This is a genomic window from Enterobacter sp. WP_7_1, assembly GCF_003688535.1.
Taxonomy (GTDB): domain Bacteria; phylum Pseudomonadota; class Gammaproteobacteria; order Enterobacterales; family Enterobacteriaceae; genus Enterobacter; species Enterobacter asburiae.
In genome coordinates, this window is the sequence record NZ_REFK01000001.1 from 1,485,940 (window position 1) to 1,505,166 (window position 19,227).

The 19,227-nt window shown below is 53.1% G+C and carries 22 protein-coding genes; 13 read left to right on the forward strand and 9 right to left on the reverse strand.

The annotated features are described in order from the left end of the window. Positions 1 to 79: 79 nt before the first annotated feature. From BJ885_RS07410 to BJ885_RS07430, 5 genes are all read left to right on the forward strand, one after another. Complete coding sequence (locus BJ885_RS07410; RefSeq protein WP_121931546.1) at positions 80 to 1,519, forward strand: GGDEF domain-containing protein; 1,440 nt, start codon at positions 80 to 82, stop codon at positions 1,517 to 1,519. A 119-nt stretch (positions 1,520 to 1,638) separates the two neighbouring features. Further along, positions 1,639 to 2,604, forward strand: a complete 966-nt coding sequence (locus BJ885_RS07415; protein ID WP_047647722.1) for a sensor domain-containing diguanylate cyclase — start codon at positions 1,639 to 1,641, stop codon at positions 2,602 to 2,604. Positions 2,605 to 2,686: 82 nt separating this feature from the next. After that, positions 2,687 to 3,214, forward strand: a complete 528-nt coding sequence (locus tag BJ885_RS07420) for a GNAT family N-acetyltransferase (protein ID WP_047647721.1) — start codon at positions 2,687 to 2,689, stop codon at positions 3,212 to 3,214. A gap of 116 nt (positions 3,215 to 3,330) precedes the next feature. Beyond that, a complete protein-coding gene (locus tag BJ885_RS07425; protein WP_121931547.1) occupies positions 3,331 to 4,782 on the forward strand; it encodes a tagaturonate reductase in 1,452 nt (483 codons plus the stop codon). Positions 4,783 to 4,983: 201 nt separating this feature from the next. Continuing rightward, positions 4,984 to 5,898: a bestrophin family protein gene (locus BJ885_RS07430; RefSeq protein WP_063142779.1), complete on the forward strand. Its 915-nt coding sequence runs from the start codon at positions 4,984 to 4,986 to the stop codon at positions 5,896 to 5,898. Here BJ885_RS07430 and BJ885_RS07435 read toward each other — a convergent pair. Next, positions 5,886 to 6,434, reverse strand: a complete 549-nt coding sequence (locus BJ885_RS07435) for a GNAT family N-acetyltransferase (protein ID WP_121931548.1) — start codon at positions 6,432 to 6,434, stop codon at positions 5,886 to 5,888. The two genes, BJ885_RS07430 and BJ885_RS07435, sit on opposite strands and share 13 nt — an antisense overlap. 106 nt (positions 6,435 to 6,540) lie before the next feature. Here BJ885_RS07435 and BJ885_RS07440 point away from each other — a divergent pair, with 106 nt between their 5' ends. From BJ885_RS07440 to BJ885_RS07465, 6 genes are all read left to right on the forward strand, one after another. Then, positions 6,541 to 7,011, forward strand: coding sequence for a GNAT family N-acetyltransferase (locus BJ885_RS07440; protein WP_121931549.1), 471 nt, complete (start codon positions 6,541 to 6,543; stop codon positions 7,009 to 7,011). Positions 7,012 to 7,023: 12 nt separating this feature from the next. After that, positions 7,024 to 7,464, forward strand: a complete 441-nt coding sequence (locus tag BJ885_RS07445) for a GNAT family N-acetyltransferase (RefSeq protein WP_121931550.1) — start codon at positions 7,024 to 7,026, stop codon at positions 7,462 to 7,464. A gap of 145 nt (positions 7,465 to 7,609) precedes the next feature. Continuing rightward, positions 7,610 to 8,605 carry an alpha/beta fold hydrolase gene (locus BJ885_RS07450; protein WP_029741264.1) on the forward strand — a complete coding sequence of 332 codons (996 nt, stop codon included), beginning with the start codon at positions 7,610 to 7,612 and terminating at the stop codon, positions 8,603 to 8,605. A 44-nt stretch (positions 8,606 to 8,649) separates the two neighbouring features. Then, a complete protein-coding gene (locus BJ885_RS07455; protein ID WP_121931551.1) occupies positions 8,650 to 9,390 on the forward strand; it encodes a response regulator in 741 nt (246 codons plus the stop codon). Next, positions 9,387 to 10,685: an ATP-binding protein gene (locus tag BJ885_RS07460; protein WP_121931552.1), complete on the forward strand. Its 1,299-nt coding sequence runs from the start codon at positions 9,387 to 9,389 to the stop codon at positions 10,683 to 10,685. The genes BJ885_RS07455 and BJ885_RS07460 overlap by 4 nt, the downstream gene beginning before the upstream one ends. 135 nt (positions 10,686 to 10,820) lie before the next feature. After that, entirely contained in the window at positions 10,821 to 12,011 is a 1,191-nt protein-coding gene (locus BJ885_RS07465) for a cytochrome c biogenesis protein/redoxin (RefSeq protein WP_121931553.1), read from the forward strand. A gap of 4 nt (positions 12,012 to 12,015) precedes the next feature. Here the strand turns inward: BJ885_RS07465 and tam are convergent, their stop codons facing one another. Then, positions 12,016 to 12,774 (reverse strand): trans-aconitate 2-methyltransferase, encoded by a 759-nt coding sequence (gene tam, locus BJ885_RS07470; protein ID WP_121931554.1) that lies wholly within the window; start codon positions 12,772 to 12,774, stop codon positions 12,016 to 12,018. A gap of 383 nt (positions 12,775 to 13,157) precedes the next feature. Here tam and BJ885_RS07475 point away from each other — a divergent pair, with 383 nt between their 5' ends. After that, a complete protein-coding gene (locus BJ885_RS07475; RefSeq protein WP_121931555.1) occupies positions 13,158 to 13,796 on the forward strand; it encodes an acyl-homoserine-lactone synthase in 639 nt (212 codons plus the stop codon). A 14-nt stretch (positions 13,797 to 13,810) separates the two neighbouring features. Here BJ885_RS07475 and BJ885_RS07480 read toward each other — a convergent pair whose 3' ends face one another. Together BJ885_RS07480 and BJ885_RS07485 are read right to left on the reverse strand one after the other, a co-directional pair. Beyond that, the gene (locus BJ885_RS07480; RefSeq protein WP_029741270.1) at positions 13,811 to 14,503 is read right to left on the reverse strand and encodes a LuxR family transcriptional regulator; all 693 of its coding nucleotides are present in this window, start codon (positions 14,501 to 14,503) and stop codon (positions 13,811 to 13,813) included. Between the two features lie 302 nt (positions 14,504 to 14,805). Beyond that, positions 14,806 to 15,390, reverse strand: coding sequence for a GDP-mannose pyrophosphatase (locus tag BJ885_RS07485; RefSeq protein WP_121931556.1), 585 nt, complete (start codon positions 15,388 to 15,390; stop codon positions 14,806 to 14,808). 86 nt (positions 15,391 to 15,476) lie between these two features. Between BJ885_RS07485 and BJ885_RS07490 the strand changes: the two genes are divergently transcribed. Then, complete coding sequence (locus tag BJ885_RS07490; RefSeq protein ID WP_121931557.1) at positions 15,477 to 16,250, forward strand: DeoR/GlpR family DNA-binding transcription regulator; 774 nt, start codon at positions 15,477 to 15,479, stop codon at positions 16,248 to 16,250. 38 nt (positions 16,251 to 16,288) lie between these two features. Here the strand turns inward: BJ885_RS07490 and BJ885_RS07495 are convergent, their stop codons facing one another. From BJ885_RS07495 to BJ885_RS07515, 5 genes are all read right to left on the reverse strand, one after another. Continuing rightward, positions 16,289 to 16,651, reverse strand: coding sequence for a DUF4406 domain-containing protein (locus BJ885_RS07495; protein ID WP_029741273.1), 363 nt, complete (start codon positions 16,649 to 16,651; stop codon positions 16,289 to 16,291). Positions 16,652 to 16,800: 149 nt separating this feature from the next. Continuing rightward, positions 16,801 to 17,172: a VOC family protein gene (locus BJ885_RS07500; protein ID WP_029741274.1), complete on the reverse strand. Its 372-nt coding sequence runs from the start codon at positions 17,170 to 17,172 to the stop codon at positions 16,801 to 16,803. An 88-nt stretch (positions 17,173 to 17,260) separates the two neighbouring features. Beyond that, positions 17,261 to 17,689: a DUF4354 family protein gene (locus BJ885_RS07505; protein WP_121931558.1), complete on the reverse strand. Its 429-nt coding sequence runs from the start codon at positions 17,687 to 17,689 to the stop codon at positions 17,261 to 17,263. Positions 17,690 to 17,727: 38 nt separating this feature from the next. Next, the gene (locus BJ885_RS07510; RefSeq protein WP_121931795.1) at positions 17,728 to 18,171 is read right to left on the reverse strand and encodes a PACE efflux transporter; all 444 of its coding nucleotides are present in this window, start codon (positions 18,169 to 18,171) and stop codon (positions 17,728 to 17,730) included. Positions 18,172 to 18,247: 76 nt separating this feature from the next. Then, entirely contained in the window at positions 18,248 to 19,210 is a 963-nt protein-coding gene (locus BJ885_RS07515; RefSeq protein ID WP_121931559.1) for an NAD-dependent epimerase/dehydratase family protein, read from the reverse strand. Positions 19,211 to 19,227 lie beyond the last annotated feature (17 nt).

Sequence of the window (19,227 nt, forward strand, 5' to 3'; positions counted from 1 at the left end):
ATAGATGCATCCCAAGTTAGTCCCGATCATGCTGACGACCGCAATAATTGCCATAAGCTTTCATATGGAATGATATTTAATGCGTTCTGCTCTTACCGCTTTCAGGCCGTTTCAGGTTGACACGCCGCTGCGAAATGCAGCGACGATCTTCATCCTCACCACCTTATTCTATTTTGTGGGCGCGGAATTACGGCTCGTTGAGGCCCTGTCGCTGTTCTGGCCGCTGAATGGCGTCATGGCAGGGATATTCGCCCGCTATGTTTACCTGAATCGCCTGCATTACTATGCGGTCTGTTATGTCGCGATGCTGTTGTACGACGCGGTAACGACCAACTGGGGTATGGCCTCCGTGGTGATCAACCTGTCAAACATGATCTTTATCGTCGCCGTCGCCGTGCTGGTCCAGCGCGACAAGCGGCTGATGAAGAAAACCCCCGATCCGCTTAACGCGCTACGCCTGTTTAACTACTGTCTGATTGCCGCGCTGCTTTGCGCCTTGCTCGGCGCGGTAGGGTCGGTCGGGATTGACAGTCATACCTTCTGGCCGCTGTTTGCCGACTGGTTTAGCGAGCAGTTCTCAACCGGCGTGCTTGTTGTGCCCTGTATGCTCACGTTACGTATGCCCGGGCGTGAGCTCAGGCTACGTCTGGAGCAGCTGCTGCCGGTAATTGCGCTGATCGTCTCGGTGATCGCGTCGGTGGTGATTGGCGGCGCGGGGAGCCTCTCGTTTCCTCTGCCCGCGCTTATCTGGTGTGCGGTTCGTTACTCGTTGCCTGCGACCTGTCTGCTGACGTTTATCACGGGCGCCACTGAAATTATTCTGGTCGCCAACTCGGTTATTAATATTGCCGTGGCGACGCCGTTTACGACGCCAATGATGTTTTCAGCCCGGCTGGGGATCGCCACGATGGCGATCTGCCCGGTGATGGTTTCCGTCAGCATGGCGGCGATAAATTCCCTGATCCGCCAGGTTTCACTGAGGGCGGATTATGACTTTTTAACGCACGTCTACTCGCGTTCCGGGCTTTATGAGGCGTTAAAGCATGAAGAGACGTACCGGCACACGCGTTTTCTGACCGTCATGCTGCTGGATATTGATTATTTCAAAAGCATTAATGATAACTACGGCCACGAGTGCGGAGACCGCGTGCTGGCGTCGTTTGCCCGACAGGTTCAGCAGGTCGTCGGGGAAGACGGCATGGTGGCGCGCATGGGCGGGGAAGAGTTCGCCGTGGTGGTCAATTCAGGCGACGCGCAGCACGGTTTTGAACTGGCTGAACGTATCCGAGCCACCGTTGCCAGCCATCCTTTTACATGGCGTCACCAGACGCTCTATCTGACGGTCAGCATTGGCCTCGGCAGCGGAAAGGCCGAGTCCTGGCAGTTGACCGAGGTCTTCAACAAGCTCATGGCCGAAGCGGACGATCATCTCTATCGTTCAAAAAAAGCGGGTCGAAACCGTACCAGCGCCCGGGTGGCGGACGAGCAAATTGCCGCGCCCTCCGGGAGTGAAACATAGCTGCGTTAATCGTCATAAGGCATTGACGTGAATAGTAAGCGGCTTAACAGGATGTCAGAACACTGACAATGTCTCTGTTTAAGCTACGCTTTTAGTAACGCTTTACGTCAGGAGACATTATGAAAGCACCTGCAACCCCTGAAAATGAAACAGACAGACTCAACTCGCTACGAGAATCAGGCCTGCTTGATATCGACAGCTCCCCGGCGTTTGACCGCTTAACGCGTCTGGCAAAACGCTTCTTCCAGGTGCCGCTGGCGATGGTCAATCTCATTGATGAGCATTCGCTGATCGTTAAGTCGGCCGACGGCCAGGCGCCCGGCAGCGTTCCGCGCAATATCTCATTTTGTGGCCATACGATCCTCACCGAAGCGCCGCTGGTGGTGGGGGATATGCTGCAGGACGATCGTTTTGCGGATAACCCGCTGGTGGCCGGTGAGCCTCGCGTGCGCTTTTACGCGGGCTTCCCGCTGCGCCTGCGCGACGGCGCAAGCGTTGGCTCGCTGTGCCTGATTGATTACGCTCCCCGGGAGTTTTCTGCCGCCGACCTCGCCGTGCTGGGAGATCTTGGCGCGCTGGCAGAGGATGAATTTGCTGCCATCAGCGCGGCGACTACGGATGAATTAACCGGGTTATTCAACCGTCGGGGCTTTAATCAGCTCGTGCGGTTCACGCTTTCCGTTGCCCGGCGTCGCGCTGAGCCGCTGACGCTCGGCTGGCTGGATTTGGATCGCTTTAAGGAAATTAACGATCGCTTCGGGCATGAAGAGGGGGATAAGGCGCTGAAAGCGATGGCGCAGCTGATGCGCGCCTCTTTCCGTGAAGCGGATCTGCTGGTGCGTTTTGGCGGGGACGAGTTCGCCGTGCTGTTCGCGGATACGGATGAGCAGGGCGCCTGGATTGCCATGCAGTATCTCGCCGAGCAGGTCGAAAGCTATAACGCCCGGAAGCTTCACCCCTGGTCGCTCCATTTCTCGTGGGGGCTAAGTGAATTCGATCATAACGGCAACGACCTGCAGCAGTGGCTAAAAGAGGCCGATGAAAAGATGTATGCCATGAAACAGCAGCGCCAGCGCGCCCGGTAACATAACAAAAGCGTATGTCCGATCCGTTTGCGTTAAGAAGATGTTAAATGCACAGTGACGGTATTCAACGTAAGGAAAAACAATGAATACCTCACTGCAAATCAAAAACCTCACCCGAGACGACATTCTCACCCACCTTGATGCGCTGGCCGGGATCCTCGAAAACTGTGTGAACGGCGGGGCATCTGTCAGCTTTATGCTTCCCTTTAGTCTGGATAAGGCTCGTTCGTTCTGGCGCGGCATCGCTGAAAGCGTAGGGCGCAACGAGCGCCTCGTGCTGGCCAGTATCGACCCGCAGGACGGCGTCATCGGAACGGTACAGCTGATCGTCGACCAGCCGGAAAACCAGCCGCATCGAGCCGATGTGGCGAAGCTGCTGGTTCACGAGAAAGCGCGGCGCAAAGGTGCCGCGATGGCATTGATGGAAGCGCTTGAAGCGGAGGCGCGGGCCAGAGATATTTCGGTTCTGGTGCTCGATACCTCCACCGGCAGCGGCGCCGAGACGTTCTACCAGCGTGCCGGCTGGCAAAAGGTGGGGGAGATCCCACGCTATGCCCTGATGCCGGACGGCGCCATGACGGCCACGTCCGTGTTCTATAAGTTCTTATGATTATTTTGTACAACTACGCCGTGGATTGATCAAAACAGGGTATCTGGTCGTTAAGTTTTGATAAGTTATCGTACCAATCTTATCAGGCTGTATGACTAATCATAAAAGGAATCCCTGTGAACACGCTCAACCGTCGTGATTTTCCCGGTGTTCAATACCCGGAACGCATTATTCAGTTTGGTGAAGGCAACTTCCTGCGTGCGTTTGTCGACTGGCAAATTGACCTGCTAAATGAAAATACCGATCTTAACGCCGGAGTGGTTATCGTCCGTCCTATTCAGAGCGACTTCCCGCCGTCGCTGAACACTCAGGATGGTCTCTATACCACTATCATTCGCGGCCTGAACGGGCAGGATGAAGCGGTAAGTGAGAGCCGTCTTATCCGCTCGGTTAACCGGGAGATCGACGTCTACAGCCAGTATGATGCGTTCCTGAAACTGGCGCACAGTCCGGATATGCGCTTTGTTTTCTCGAACACTACCGAAGCGGGTATCAGCTACCACGCGGGTGACCGATTCGACGATGCCCCTGCGGTGAGCTACCCGGCGAAGCTGACGCGACTGCTGTTTGAGCGCTTCAGCCACTTCAACGGTGCAGCGGATAAAGGCTGGATCATCATTCCGTGCGAACTGATTGACTACAACGGTGATGCGCTGCGTGAACTTGTCCTGCGCTATGCCCTGGAGTGGGCGCTGCCTGCGGCCTTTATCCGGTGGCTAAACGACGCCAACAGCTTCTGCTCGACGCTGGTCGACCGTATCGTGACCGGTTACCCGTGCGACGAAGCGGCCATGCTGGAAGCTGAGCTGGGCTATCACGATGGGTTCCTGGATACGGCTGAACATTTCTATCTGTTCGTTATCCAGGGGCCGGCATCCCTTGCTCAGGAACTCCGCCTGGATAAGTACCCGTTGAATGTGCTGATTGTCGACGACATCAGGCCTTACAAAGAGCGCAAAGTCGCTATCCTGAACGGCGCACACACTGCGCTGGTGCCGGTGGCATTCCAGGCCGGGCTGGATACGGTGGGCGAGGCGATGAATGATGCAGAGATCTGCGCATTCGTCGAAAAAGCAATTTATCAGGAGATCATTCCGGTCCTCGATCTGCCGCGTGACGAGCTGGAATCTTTCGCCAGTGCGGTAACAGGGCGTTTTCGTAATCCCTACATCCGACACCAGCTGCTTTCCATTGCGCTCAACGGCATGACCAAATATCGCACCCGCATCCTGCCGCAGCTGCTGGCAGGGCAGAACGCAAGCGGACAATTGCCTGCACGTCTGACGTTCGCTCTGGCTGCACTGATAGCGTTTTATCGCGGGGAACGTAACGGGGAAAACTATCCGGTGCAGGATGATGCCTTCTGGCTGGAACGTTATCAGCAGCTGTGGGCACAGCATCGCGACCAGCAGTTGAGCACCCGTGAGCTGGTGAAATCCGTACTGAGCGTGAGCGAGCACTGGGAACAGGATCTCACGCAGTTCTCCGGACTTGTCGACCAGGTCACCCTGGATCTTGACGCCATTCTCCTGAAGGGAATGCGCGCAGCGGTGAACCCCCTTTGCTAATGACGTCACCCGGCTTCGGCCGGGTTTAATTACACATCATTTTAGTTACAACATACTATATGCTCTTTTTTTTAAAAACAGATGCAGCACCGTGCGGTTATCGCCAGGCAGGTCATAAAATACAATGTTCCGTTAACATGCTTGCAACGGTGAGGGAGATCACGTTTAATAGCCACGCTCTTTTCCTTCCTGAAATTCACTATGATTGTTCGTCCTAAACAGCACTGGCTCCAACTGATTTTTGTCTGGCACGGTTCGGTACTTCCCAAAATTTACACCCGACTGCTGCTCAACTTCCTGCTTTCTATTGCCGTTATCCTGATGCTGCCGTGGTATACCTCGCTGGGCATCAAATTTACCGTGGCGCCGTTTAGCATTCTCGGCGTAGCGATCGCTATCTTTCTGGGTTTCAGAAACAACGCCTGTTATTCACGCTACGTTGAGGCTCGCCTGCTGTGGGGGCAGCTGATGATAGCGGCACGCTCGCTGTTTCGCGAGGTAAAAAACACTTTACCTGACGATAAGCACCTGGGGGAATTTGTCCGCCTGCAGATTGCTTTTGCCAACTGCCTGCGCATGACCCTACGGCGGGAGCTGAACGCCGAGCAGCTTTCTCGCTATCTTGCTCCGGATGATTTACGTCACGTGATGAGCGCCAACTCGCCGGCGAACCGTATTTTACTGATCATGGGGGAGTGGCTGGCCGTGCGGCGGCGAAACGGGCAGCTTTCAGACATCCTGTTCCACAGTCTGAACAACCGTCTGAACGATATGTCCATCGTGCTTTCCGGGTGCGAACGCATTGCGACAACGCCGGTGCCGTTTGCGTATACGCTGATTTTGCACCGCACGGTGTATCTGTTCTGCATCATGCTGCCGTTTGCGCTGGTTGTGGATCTGCACTACATGACGCCCTTTGTCTCGGCGCTGATCTCCTACACCTTTATCTCGCTGGACACCCTGGCGGAAGAGCTGGAAGACCCGTTCGGCACTGAGAATAACGATCTGCCGCTGGACGCCATCTGCAACATGATGGAACGCGATCTGCTGCAGATGAACGATGAAGAGAACATTCCGGAAAGGCTGATGCCGGATAAGCATTATCAGCTGACCTGACGGGCATTCCACTCGTCGCGGGTGATCTCCCACAGCTCGGAATCCAGCATGCCGCTGACGTAGGCTTTTTGTTCCATTCTGATAAGCCGCATGCCGCTACTGTCTGAAATACGCCGGGAGCGGCTGTTGGCGGCGGCTTTCGGGGCGCGTAATACGGGTTTGTTTAGGGTATTGAACCAGTAATCCGTCGCGGCAATGCTGGCCTCGCGCATGTATCCCTGACCCTGAAACTCCGGGGCCAACCAGAATCCTCGGTTGTTATCTTCCACATCGTACAGACAGATAATGCCCATTAGCGCGTCCGGCACCTCGCGACGGCGGATGCTCCAGAACCAGGCAATCCCTTTTGCCATATCCGGCAGCGCCACGTTGTTGACATAGTTTTCCGCGCCATTATCCGGGTAGGGCCAGGGCACGGAAGAGACCATATAGCGGACAATCTCCCAGCGCGGATACAGCTTTTGAATCTGGGCCGCATCTTCGGCAACCAGCGGTTTTAGCAGTAAGCGTTCTGTCGTGAGCGTCAGTATCGTCATCCGCTGATCTCCATATTTAAGCGTTATGTTTTTGATTGCGTTCTGGTATTTTCACTCTATCCCAGCGAGTGCTTTTTCCATACTACTAACAATTGCAGAGGTCAGCATGGTATTAAGACGGGCTAACCCGCAGGAAGCCGAAATACTCTGGAATATTCGCAATCAGGCTATTCGCCATGGCTGTAAAACCAGCTACGACGCCGACGTCATTGCGCGCTGGACGCCGGATCTCATGCCCGAACGCTTTCGGCAGACGATCGTTGAATACCCTTTTTATGTGGTGGAAGATGAAAAGGGTGATATTGCGGCAACCGGCTATCTGGATCTGGATACCCACTGCCTGGAGGCGATATTCACCTTGCCCGCGGCATTCGGCAAAGGCATGGCGACCCGGATAATCGAGGCGCTCAAAAGTGAGGCCCGTAGCCGGGGGATAACCCACCTGAGGCTGGATGCAACGCCTAACGCCCAGCCGTTTTATCATAAGCTGGGGTTTGTGACGCTGCGCGAAACCTATCATCACTCGCGTATGGCAGGTGTTGATTTACGCTGTTTCGAAATGGCGATCGATTTGTAATGTGAGGAACACATGGCTGTCACGGTAAGACCTCTATGCGAAGACGATTACTCCCGGTGGCGAACGCTTTGGGATGGCTATACCCATTTTTATAATTGTTACCTCGAGGAATCCGTCACCGCATCGACATGGGAAAGGGCGCTTTCAGCGCATTCAACGATGTTCTGCCGGGTGGTCGAGAAGGACCAAAAGGTCGTGGGTTTCGCGATGTGCATTCTTCACGAAGGAACCTGGTCAACGGCCCCCGTTTGCTACCTGGAAGACCTGTTTGTTGATGCCGACGAACGCGGAGCGGGAGCCGGTAAGGCGCTTATTGATGCTCTGATTGAGGAAGGCAAGCGCGAAGGGTGGTCAAAACTGTACTGGGTCACCCGTGAGAATAACCCGGCGCGTAAACTCTATGACAAATATGGCGAAGCTGACGATTACGTCCGCTATCGCCTCTCCCTTTAAGGCGACAAGGCCTGGGTTTGTATCACATTGTATCTGCGTCCCGGATACATACACAGGCTTGCAATAAACCCGCTTTCGCACATATCCGCTATACATTGCAGTGTTGTTATATCCCCGTGAATTGTACTCAACCGGAGATACCAACATGTTTAGCAAATTCGCGTACTCAACTCTCGCACTGACCGTTTCTCTTGGCACCGTGATGTCCTGTCAGGCTGAAGTTACCGGCACAAATTTCGCGGCAGCCTTTGATCATCCACAGCAAATTAACGCCGGCGATCTGAATGTCGGCTATGTCGACATCGGCCCGAAAAACGGTCAGCCGGTTATTTTACTGCACGGCTGGCCGTACGACATTCACAGCTATGCCGACGTCGCCCCCGCGCTGGCGGCAAAAGGCTATCGGGTAATTGTGCCTTCTCTGCGCGGCTACGGCACCACGCGCTTTCTGTCAGCCAAAACGCCGCGCAACGGCCAGCCTTCAGCCATGGCGAAAGATATTGTAAACCTGATGGACGCCCTGAATATTAAGCAGGCGGTATTTGCAGGATATGACTGGGGTGCCCGTACCGCGGATATCGTTGCGGCGCTGTGGCCAGAGCGGGTTAAATCACTGGTATCGGTGAGCGGGTATCTCATCAGCAGCCAGCAGATTGGCAAACAGCCGCTGCCGCCAAAAGCGGAGCAGCAGTGGTGGTATCAGTTCTATTTTGCCACCGCGCGCGGTGCTGAAGGCTATGCCAAAAACACGCATGACTTCGCGCGCTTAATCTGGTCTCAGGCCTCGCCTGACTGGAAATTTAGCGATGCTGTTTTTAACGCCAGCGCCAAATCCCTCGATAACCCGGATCACGTCGCCGTGACGCTCAGCAACTATCGCTGGCGTTTAGGGCTGGAAAAAGGCGAGCGCAAATATGACAGCTACGAGCAAAAACTCGCTACGCTGCCGAATATCACCGTTCCAACGATCACCATCGAAGGCGGGAACAACGGTGCGCCGCATCCGGCACCGCAGGCCTACGCGGGTAAATTTACCGGGAAATATGAGCACCGCACCTTCGGGGCAACCGTGGGGCACAATCCGCCCCAGGAAGATCCGCAGGATTTCGTCAAGGCCGTCGTTGACGCGGACAAGCTCTGAAATGTGCTATTTTCAGTACGTTACCCTTCGGTCTGGAGATTTCGGTGGAGCATATTGATCATATCCTTGTCGTCGATGACGACAGGGATATTCGTGAACTGATTGTCGATTATCTCGGTAAGTCTGGCTATCGCGCGACGGGCGCGGCCAACGGCAAAGAGATGCGCGTCGTGCTGGATAAACAGCATATCGACCTGGTGGTGCTGGATGTCATGATGCCCGGCGACGACGGCCTTACGCTGTGTCGAGAGCTACGCGTCGGTAAATATAAAGATCTGCCCATCCTGATGCTGACGGCCCGCAATGAGGAGACGGACAGGATCCTGGGTCTGGAGATGGGCGCGGATGACTACGTGGTGAAGCCGTTTGTCGCCCGCGAACTGCTGGCGCGTATCAAAGCGATTTTACGACGTTTTCGCACGATGCCGCCCAATCTGCAGGTGACGGAAGCCGGGCGGCTGGTGATGTTCGGTGAATGGCAGCTCGATACCGTTGGCCGCCACTTAATCGATCCGGAAGGGGTGATCGTGGCGCTAAGCGGGGCGGAGTATCGCCTGCTGCGCGTTTTCCTTGATCATCCTCAGCGGGTGCTGACCCGCGATCAGCTGCTCAACCTGACGCAGGGGCGCGACGCTGAGCTTTTTGAACGTTCTATCGACCTGCTGGTTAGCCGGGTCCGTCAGCGCCTGAACGAAGATGCCCGCACGCCCGCCTATATCAAGACCGTGCGCAGCGAAGGCTATGTTTTTACGATGCCGGTCACCATCAAAGAGGCTAACGAATGACGCTCTGGCCACGCTCGCTGCTGGCCCGCTTGCTGCTCGTCGTGCTGTCCGGCCTGCTGCTGGCTAACGGCCTGAGCCTGACGCTGGTCATGATTGAACGAATGCACAGCGCCAGAACGGTGATGCTCGGTAACCTGGAAAACGACGTCGCAACCAGCGTCGCCATTTTAGACCGCGTACCGGCCAGCGAACGCGCGGCCTGGCTTCCGCGCCTCGAACGGGGTAACTACCGCTATATTCTGGGGCCGGGAGAGCCCGGCAACGCGCCGACGGATAAGCGTTCGCAGGATGCCATCCGGACCTTAAAAGCGACGCTCGCGACACAGTACCCGCTCAGCTTCACCGCCGTTCCCGGTTCCGTTTCACACATCCAGGCGCATCTGACGCTGCGCGACGGCGCGCCGCTGACCATTGACCTGATCCCGCGCATGCCGCCGGTCGCCAGCTGGCTGCCCGTTGTGCTGATCCTGCAGTTGCTGCTGCTGGCTGCGTGCGCCTGGATTGCCGTGCGGCAGGTGGTGCGGCCTTTTTCACAATTTACCCGCGCGGTGGATTCACTGGATCCGGCGGCCAACACGCCAATGACGGAGAAAGGTCCGCTTGAGGTGCAGCGTGCAGCGCATGCCTTCAACGCGATGCAGGCGCGCATTCAGTCTTATCTCCGGGAGCGCGCGCAGATCCTGGCGTCCATTTCTCACGATCTCCAGACGCCGATTACCCGCATGAAGCTGCGCGTCGAGATGGCAGGGGAACCTGAACTTCGCGACAAGCTCCTGCACGATCTCGATAGCATGACGCGTCTTGTTCGCGAGGGTATTGCGTATGCCCGGTCATCAGAATCACTGGAAGAGACCCCGCTGAAGCTGGAGCTGAACGCCTGGGTCAACAGCATCGCCTGCGATTATCAGGACATCGGTAAAAACGTGCAGCTTCAGGCAAACGATACTCGCTTACCGATCGTTACGCGTCCGCAGGCGCTTCGCCGGGTGATGACCAACCTGCTGGATAATGCCCTTAAGTTCGGTGAGTATGCCGTCATTGCAATTGATGATTCGTCTTCCACAGAGGTGGTGATTCACATCACGGACGGCGGGCCGGGAATACCCGATGACGAACTAGAGGCGGTATTACAGCCGTTTTACCGGGTGGAAACATCGCGCAACCGCGATACCGGCGGAACAGGGCTCGGCCTGGCGATTGCCGCGCAGCTCACCGCTCAGCTGGAAGGAAAGCTCAACCTGACGAACCGGGCCGGAGGCGGGCTGGATGTTTCCATTACGCTACCACGCCGTTAATTGTACGGCTTTGTATCTCCCGGCCTGGGTGATACAGAGCCAGACAAAACCCGCGTTTTTACACATATCCTGAACACATCCGCACGATGAAATAGCCTCACTGCAGCGTCGCAGGACTTGTATTGTGAGGTGTCTATGTTTCTGGTAATCGCTTTTCTGGGCGGGGTAATAAGCCTGCTTAGCCCATGTACGCTCCCGGTTATCCCGCTCCTGTTCGCCGGTTTTCAGGGACAGCGACGGCATATTCTGGTCCTGCTCGCGGGGATGATCGTGATGTTCACCCTGGTGGCGATGGTCGTCACCGTCGCCAGCGAGTGGATCGCCGAGGCAACCATCGTTGGGCGCTGGATCGCCCTCGTCATTCTGGCCGTGGCCGCGCTGCCCTTACTTTTTCCGTCATTCGCCCAGCGTATTGCGGGTCCGGCCGTCAGCGCGGGAAACGTCCTCAACGCCCGAAGCGGGAAAACGCGCGGTATGGCATCGGCTTTTCTGGCCGGGCTTGCGGTGGGGCTGCTCTGGTCTCCCTGCGCCGGTCCCATACTGGGCGCCATTTTCAGCATTAATATCGCGGGCCACTCGGCCATTGCGACGGGCGCGCTGCTGGCGGCCTACGGTAGCGGATGCGCGCTGATGCTGAGCCTGCTCGTTTTAGGAGGCCGCACGCTGATGGCACCTCTAAGAGCAAAATCGGCGCTGATGGAAAGGCTGCGGCAGGGGGCAGGCGTGGTGATGCTGGCGGCAGTCGTATTTAACGCGACAGGAATGACTTCGCTTCTGAAAGGAGCAAATGGCGTTACAGACCGTCTGGAGACAACACTTTTGACGCTGGCGAAACCCACAGCCGCGCCGGTGAAACTCCGGCCGGTCGTGATGACAGAGCCCAGCAGCCAGTTGCCTTCGTTAAGTGGTGGCACAGGGTGGATTAACGGTGACCCTGTCACGTCTGAATCCCTGCGAGGGAAGGTGGTGTTAATTGATTTCTGGACGTGGGATTGCATTAACTGCCAGCATACGCTTCCCCATGTGAGAGACTGGGCCACGAAGTATCAGTCTCAGGGGCTGGTCGTGATTGGGGTTCACACGCCGGAATATCCCTGGGAAAAGCCGCTTTCGTCGGTAAAAACCGCGGTGGAGAAATGGCAGCTGCCGTATCGGGTTGTGACGGATAACAACTATCAAATCTGGGACGCTTTCGGGAACCAGTACTGGCCAGCGCATTACTATTTTGATGCAAAAGGCCAGCTACGCTATACCGCCTTTGGCGAAGGAGATTATGCGCAGCAGGAAAAGGTCATCCAGCAACTGCTGAAAGAAGCCCGATCATAACCCGTCAGGGCTGGCGTTGCGCCACGATAAATAGCCGCGGAAAAGCGAGCAGTATCTGCCCATTTTCCTGGAGCGGATACTGCTCTTCCAGAAGTTCATGGTAGCGTTTCAGGAAACGTTTCTGCTCGCTCTCATTCAGTTCCTGGAGCCACGGGCGCAAACCGGTGGCGCTTACCCAGTCAATAATGGCCTGGTGCGAGCTCATTTTGTGGAAATAGGTTGTCCGCCAGATATCCACGTCACAGCCGGCCTCCGACAAGATGTCGTAATAGGCATGCACTCCCGGGAGAGGTTCACGGCCGCGGTCAGGGTAATCTTGCTCCAGCGCCACTTCGCGCATCGCTACGTGAGTGGGTTCAAGCCAGTTGTCAGGCATCTGGATCGCTAATACGCCGTTAAGCGTGAGCAAAGAAACGAGATGAGGCAGGAGATCGTAGTGGTCAGGAACCCATTGCAGCGAAGCGTTGGCATAAATCAGGCTCAGCGGCTGGCCAGGCTTGTACTGGCGGATATCGGCCTCAACAAAATGGCAGTCAGGCAATGCGGCTCTTGCTTCCTCGAGCATTGCAGGGGAGTTGTCGACCCCGGTAATGTGCGCCGAAGGCCAGCGATGCTTCAACAGCGCGGTGCTGTTTCCCGGCCCGCAGCCTAAATCAGCGATGGTGGAGACCTCATCCAGAGGAATTCTGGCGAGCAGTTCTGCGGCAGGACGCGTTCTTTCCGCGCCGTATTGCAGGTAAAGAGAAGGATTCCAGTCGGCCATTTTGGTTCTCCGTTTTGCATGCTTCTGCAAGAGTAGCACAGCAGTAAGAACAGAGATAATAGGGAAAAAATAAGAAAAAGGAAATATTACCCCTTAAATTCTTAAGGGGCAATACTTTAATTGTAATTATTTTATGATTATCGTTTTTTAATATTTTATCGGCTAAGTGCTTCTTACGCTCTGTACCCGAAACTATAAATATTAGATAATCATGAATGGATATATCCCTGGTGTTTCGTAGGTCTTTGACCTCCTGGCCACTGAGTTTCACGAGGACTTAGTGGCCGGGTACTTTTTAAGTATAAGGAATACCATGCACAATGAAAGCTGTCCTAAAAGACAGGGGATAATAGTTTCAGGTGTTATTATCAGGAATAAGAGCAATGAATTCTGTTATTGAGTTTTTTTTGCATGATTACGATGATTTACCGTCAGCATTAGCCCGCGAACTCTTCCGACTCAGGAGAAAAACCTTTCGGGACCGACTCGACTGGAAAGTTGAATGCGTGGAAGATATGGAAAAGGATCAATTTGACAACCCAAACACGACATACTTGTTAGGTATGTATGAGGGAGAGTTGTTGTGCGGTGCACGATTCATTAACTCGACGCATCCGACGATGATAAGCGAAATTTTTCACAATTATTTTACCGAAACCATTATTTTTCCGGAAGATGTTCCCTGCTGTGAAATTAGCCGTTTATTTTTAGATAAAGAAAGACGAGACTCCTCAAGTCTGCAGGGCGTGCCCGCGAGTAAGGCATTGTTTCTTGCCATGAATATTTATTGCATTAACAATAAATATCATGGAATGTACGCAGTAGTCAGTCGTGGTATGTATGCCATTTTTCGCCATGCAAACTGGAAAGTCGAAGTTATTCAACGCGGCGTGTCTGAAAAAGGGGAGGTTATTTATTATATATTTATGCCTGCCAGTATCAGCATTATTGAAGACATTATTAGCAAAGATAAATCCAGTCACTGGCTTCGCGAAATGCTGGAGCATTTACGCCACTTATAACCAGTGGCTGAGGCTCAGTCGTCCAGTAATCGTAGTTCTGTTCCAAGTTTAATTGCGTGTCTGGCATTATTCACACCGAGTTTTTTCATTACATTGCCCATGTGGAATTTAACGGTGCGTTCAGCAATAGACAAAATAACAGAAATTTCTGCGTAGGTTTTCCCGGCGCTGACCCATTTAAGGATTTGTCGCTCACGTGGCGACAGAAAAACATTCTTTTTCTGTTGATGCTGGCTATACAGATTGAGTGTCTTCTGATGCAGTTGAACAAGGAAGCTTAGAAATTGTGGCCGATATTTTTCTATATCAATACCAGAATGCTTAGGACTGATGACGGATAAGACGACAAGATTATTCAGATAGTCATGCAGAGGGAAAGTCTGCCCCTGGTAGATATCATACTGGACGCTTTCGTTGAAAATACGCGTCAGGTTATATCCATCAGACAGGATGACATCACTTTCCCAGAAAAAATCTTCGACACAGCGCAAAGCCCGAATGATAACAGGGTCAATGAACTGATATTTCCTGTCGAGGTAGATATCAAACCACTCGGGGCTGTTATTGATTATCCGCATCTGTGAAGGATCTTTCTTGTTCATAATGGCGTAGGCGAAGACGATCCCTTTGAAGTCCTCAAAAAACGCGTCCAGCTCACTCTGAATTAGCGTATTGATCGTTATGTCGTTGTAATATGTATCCTTCACGTGAGTTGCTTGCCTCCTGTTCGAGTGGAGGAGCAAGTATAATATGCTTCGTTATCTGTAGCGAGTCGCATTTTAATCCAGTCAACAGATAAGACAGGCTACCTAAGCGGGTAGCCTGTCGAACGTTTGGCATTTCTAAATGGCAAATGCAGATGACTCAGCGAATTGTTGACGATTTTGTCGAATCCCGAAATAGTTCACTAAATATAGTAGGCTGCGAAATTTAGGAGGTTTTCCGCTTTACATTCGAGTATCGGACAAGCGTACCGAAGCTGATTCTCATCAGGATTTTAACCCGCAGGCTACATAATGCCTTTAAGAGCAATATGATAAAGCAGCATAATGGTTTTACCGTCGACAATCTTGCCTGTTTCAATGCCGCATAATGCCTCTTCAAGCGTCATTTCCAGCACGTCGATATCTTCTCCTTCAGCCTTGATCCCGCCGCCTTCGCCGGTTCTGTCTTTCGGCTGATACTCGGCAAGATAAAAATAGAGTTTTTCCGTGACGGAGCCTGGACTCATATAGGCTTCAAAGATTTTCTGCACGCTCGAAACCAGAAATCCTGTTTCTTCTTCCGCTTCTGCTTTTATGCGGCTTTCGGGATCCATGTTGTCCAGCAGTCCCGCCGCGGCTTCAATTAAATCGTCCTCATGACCGTTGATAAAGACAGGGAAGCGGAACTGGCGCGTCAGGATCACCGTTTTTTTCTCACGGTTGTAGAGAAGAATAGTCGCGCCGTTGCCACGGTCGTAGACCTCTCGTTGCTGTCGTTGCCATTCGCCGTCACGGCGCTGCAGGTCGAAGGTGTACTTTTTAAGGTTGTACCAGTTATCTGACAGGGTTTCACTGTCAATGATGCGCACATCTGCACGTTTTGATTGCACGTTTGTTCCTCCTTACGTAGAGTAATTATCATAAACAGCATTACCGTGCACTTTCAAGATAAAACATGCAACATCAGGAATTCATGATGCTCACCAGTCAGCGAAAACAACTGATCCTCGAAAAGCTTGGCGCCGAAGGTCAGGTCCAGTCAAAAGCACTAAGTATTTTCTTTGACGTCTCTGAAGACACCATTCGGCGTGATTTACGCGAGCTGGCGGCAGAAGGGCGTTTACAGCGTGTTCACGGCGGCGCGCTGCCGTCATCTTCTGCTGTTGCGCCATTTGCTGAACGACAGTCCGTGAAGATGGATGCAAAAAAAAGGGTGGCCCGGAAAGGGGCACAGCTGATTTCATCAGGCCAGGTGGTGATCGTTGACGGTGGCACGACAACTTCGGAGCTGATTACGTTTTTCCCTCCTGACCTGCGCATCACGGTGGTTACGCACAGTCCGAGCATCGCCCTGGGGCTTGTAGATCATCCGTCCATCGAGGTGATTCTGATCGGCGGTCGCTTGTATAAGCATTCCATTGTTGCGGTCGGCGCTGCGGCCATCGAAGGCATCGAAAATATTCATGCAGATCTGTTCTTTATGGGCGTGACCGGGATCCATCCTGAGGCGGGGCTGACAACCGGCGATTTCGAAGAAGCGTGCATCAAACGTGCATTTTCCGGCAGAGCCGCGGAGACGGTTGTCCTGGCTTCTCCGGAAAAGATCAACACAGCGTCTTCGTTTGTGATTGGCGATGTGTCATCGGTGAACACCATTATCGTTGAAGACAATACCGATAAGGAGTGGATCCGCGCGGTATCGGAAAAGGGGGTATCCGTCGTGTTGACCTCAGAGAGTGTCACTCTCTGATAGCCAGCCTGTGTTCACAGGCTGGCTGGCGGACTGCCTTATGCCTCAGGAATGTTCTCAAGGGCGGTATAAACCTTCAGGCCATATTTGCGGGCGACCTCAATGTCCATATCGGCACCTTTAGACGCACCGGCAATACGATAAATGGCATCACATTTAGCTATGAGCCGGTGAGCAACGGGGTACAGCATCGCTTCACTGATTTCATCACCAACCGTTTTCGATCCTGCGGCTTTTGCCAACGGCAAAGCCAGCCATTCGCCAATGACCGGGATGTGACCCCGCTGGTAAACGGCTAATGCTGCGCTTTCGAGACGCGCCAGATTCTCATCAATGCGTGCCTGAACGCCTTCGGTTCCGCTGCGATAGGGGCCGGCAATTAAAATTAGCTGTTGTGTCATAGGTACCTCTGTCAGTGTTATTGCATGAAGTTGCACGTTTACTGCCGATACATTACGGGATTGTCGCCGCGTTATGAAATAGTTTCGTGCATTATCGTGCAAAAAGATGCATAGCAGATCATTTAATCGCTTCTGACAGAAGGGCTGAGCTACTGACTTTCCGGCGCATGGCACACCGCCTCGATATTGTGGCCATCGGGCGAGATGACAAACGCGGCATAGTAATTGTCACCGTATGACCTCAGCCCCGGCCCGCCGTTATCACGTCCGCCGGCGCGCAGGGCGGCATGGTAAAACGCATCAACCTGCTGGCGCGTGTTGGCCACAAACGCCAGATGCAGAGGGGCTGGTTTTTCATTTGTCTGAAAAAGACAGAGCGAAACATCCCCTGAACTCATTTCGACACCGTAGTCTGGCGTGCCTTCATCGATGAGTTCTACGCCAAGCGGCTTAAGCGCATGGAGGAAGAAGGTTTTACTTTTTTCATAATCACTGACGCCGAATTTCACATGATCGAACATGGTTCCTTCCTTTATGAGTTGGAGAAATAACCAGTATAGAAGGAGAGTGGGGTCGAACATGCTAAACAACGTGTCAATGTGAAAGTCATCAATTTATGCAGTCTTTCCCGATGCCGAAACGGACAAATGGCATATTTAAAACGTCAGGGTTTGAGCTGGAAAAATAGACCAATCCTGTTCTATTGTCCCGCGGTTTATATTTTTTCAACATCTCAAGCTCAATGCCGGTGCTCATAAATGTTTTTCCGTTTTTATCAAACAGGAAGAAACAAATCTTATTATCTTTGCCCGGCTCAATACTTTTACCCGACGCGTTATCCAGCGTAACCTTATAGCTAACCATATATTTTGCTTCGCCCGTTGTACTGTCCCATTGGCTTCCATGAGACTCTTTTTGAGCGAAAATGGTTATCCCGGTGAGTTTGTCGTCATGGCTCTCTTTCTGAGCGGCCTGAGCCGTCACGGCGGCGGATAACGCTAACGCAAGACAAATTCTTTTAGTCAGGAGGCTTCGCATTTTTCTTCCTCTTCATTTTTTACATTGATCTACTATAGCTATAACGCCGTACGTTTCCGTCCAACGAACGTCCAGCGCAGGTAGTCGTACAGCCAGTTAAACAGCATCGTATAGGGCAGGAAAAACAGCACCAGACCAATCTCAACAAAAAATGCCTCAGCCACGGTCAGATTCAGCATAACCATTGCCACAGGGATTAAGGAGATGATAAGTCCCGCTTCAAAACCAACCGCATGGATTGCGCGAACGAGAAATGTGCGCTGAAACTGATGTTTTTTCTGCAGGGAGTCAAAGAGCTTATTAAAAATAAAATTCCAGACCGTTGCGGTAAGGGCGGATATCACGGACAACGAGCCTGACTGGAGCACCGACACGTTCATCAGCCAGGCGAGTGACACCGCGATGATAACGTTGGCCGTCACTTCAAAAATGACAGCATGGAAAACTCTCTCTTTAACACTCTTATTTAATTCAATTTCCATTTGCTTACGGCAGCGGTTTTTCAAAAGCTGAAGTATATCAGATATCTTTCAACCCTTTCTAAACGTGCAGGTTATGTTAAATACAGCCCAGGCCCGCTAATGTAGAACGCACGGCCTCGGTAAGGGGGGTCTGCGGTTCATGGCCTAAAAAGGCAATCAGTTTTGAATTATCCATCTCTATTGTCTGCTCCCAGAGATAGCGCATCTCCCGCATTTCACGCAGCGTGGTGTTAAACGGACTCATTGCAGAGACCAGCCACCACGGAAATGACTTCACCTTCGCCTTAATACCGGCATGCTCCGCGACGTGCTTTATTGCTGTGGTCATCGTTGTCCCATCAGGATCCCAGTGACCACGCATATGGAAACAGGAAAACGCTTCGAGTTCATCCCGCCGCGCCAGCAGTGCCGCAACGGTTTCGGCGACATCCGGCAAATAAGCCCACTGATGTCCTGCGCCGGTTTGCCCGGGATTTTTAATGACCTTCGGTGGATGCCCGGATTTTACCAGTCCCTGTGAAAACCAGTTGTTGCCTGCGAGGGGACCAAAAAAGTCGCCCGCCCGTAAAATGAGCACCTTACCGCCACGCTGAGCATAGGCTGAGAGCGCATTCTCCATTTGCACGCGTATGGCTCCTTTTCGGGTAATTGGATCCTGAGGGGAATCCTCGCGTAAGAGGGGAAAAGCATCAGGACCGTAGTTATAAATCGTGCCCGGCAGAACGATTAATGCACCGTTTCGCTCCGCTGCGTTGATGGTGTTATACAGCATGGGTAAAACCAGCTGTTCCCAGTTTCGATAACCCGGCGGGTTAACGGCATGGACAATCACGCTGCAATCTAATGCCGCTGACTCAACCCGTTCAGCATTCTGCGCATCGCCGCTTATCCACGTCATGCTTTCGTTGAGATCGTCATGTTGAGGGGCGCTGCGGCGCAATGCCCGAACATCCCATTCATCACGGATCAATTTACGGGCAATTTCGCCACCGATCCCACCGGTTGCGCCCAGTATCAGTATCTTATTTGTGCTTTTCATCGTCTGGCCCTTATTGG

Excerpts from the sequence above, each read along its gene's own strand:
- BJ885_RS07410 (WP_121931546.1), top strand. The coding sequence starts at position 80 with ATGCGTTCTGCTCTTACCGCTTTCAGGCCGTTTCAGGTTGACACGCCG.
- BJ885_RS07415 (WP_047647722.1), top strand. The coding sequence starts at position 1,639 with ATGAAAGCACCTGCAACCCCTGAAAATGAAACAGACAGACTCAACTCG.
- BJ885_RS07420 (WP_047647721.1), top strand. The coding sequence starts at position 2,687 with ATGAATACCTCACTGCAAATCAAAAACCTCACCCGAGACGACATTCTC.
- BJ885_RS07430 (WP_063142779.1), top strand. The coding sequence starts at position 4,984 with ATGATTGTTCGTCCTAAACAGCACTGGCTCCAACTGATTTTTGTCTGG.
- BJ885_RS07435 (WP_121931548.1), bottom strand. The coding sequence starts at position 6,434 with ATGACGATACTGACGCTCACGACAGAACGCTTACTGCTAAAACCGCTG.
- BJ885_RS07440 (WP_121931549.1), top strand. The coding sequence starts at position 6,541 with ATGGTATTAAGACGGGCTAACCCGCAGGAAGCCGAAATACTCTGGAAT.
- BJ885_RS07445 (WP_121931550.1), top strand. The coding sequence starts at position 7,024 with ATGGCTGTCACGGTAAGACCTCTATGCGAAGACGATTACTCCCGGTGG.
- BJ885_RS07450 (WP_029741264.1), top strand. The coding sequence starts at position 7,610 with ATGTTTAGCAAATTCGCGTACTCAACTCTCGCACTGACCGTTTCTCTT.
- BJ885_RS07460 (WP_121931552.1), top strand. The coding sequence starts at position 9,387 with ATGACGCTCTGGCCACGCTCGCTGCTGGCCCGCTTGCTGCTCGTCGTG.
- BJ885_RS07465 (WP_121931553.1), top strand. The coding sequence starts at position 10,821 with ATGTTTCTGGTAATCGCTTTTCTGGGCGGGGTAATAAGCCTGCTTAGC.
- tam (WP_121931554.1), bottom strand. The coding sequence starts at position 12,774 with ATGGCCGACTGGAATCCTTCTCTTTACCTGCAATACGGCGCGGAAAGA.
- BJ885_RS07475 (WP_121931555.1), top strand. The coding sequence starts at position 13,158 with ATGAATTCTGTTATTGAGTTTTTTTTGCATGATTACGATGATTTACCG.
- BJ885_RS07490 (WP_121931557.1), top strand. The coding sequence starts at position 15,477 with ATGCTCACCAGTCAGCGAAAACAACTGATCCTCGAAAAGCTTGGCGCC.
- BJ885_RS07495 (WP_029741273.1), bottom strand. The coding sequence starts at position 16,651 with ATGACACAACAGCTAATTTTAATTGCCGGCCCCTATCGCAGCGGAACC.
- BJ885_RS07500 (WP_029741274.1), bottom strand. The coding sequence starts at position 17,172 with ATGTTCGATCATGTGAAATTCGGCGTCAGTGATTATGAAAAAAGTAAA.
- BJ885_RS07505 (WP_121931558.1), bottom strand. The coding sequence starts at position 17,689 with ATGCGAAGCCTCCTGACTAAAAGAATTTGTCTTGCGTTAGCGTTATCC.
- BJ885_RS07510 (WP_121931795.1), bottom strand. The coding sequence starts at position 18,171 with ATGGAAATTGAATTAAATAAGAGTGTTAAAGAGAGAGTTTTCCATGCT.
- BJ885_RS07515 (WP_121931559.1), bottom strand. The coding sequence starts at position 19,210 with ATGAAAAGCACAAATAAGATACTGATACTGGGCGCAACCGGTGGGATC.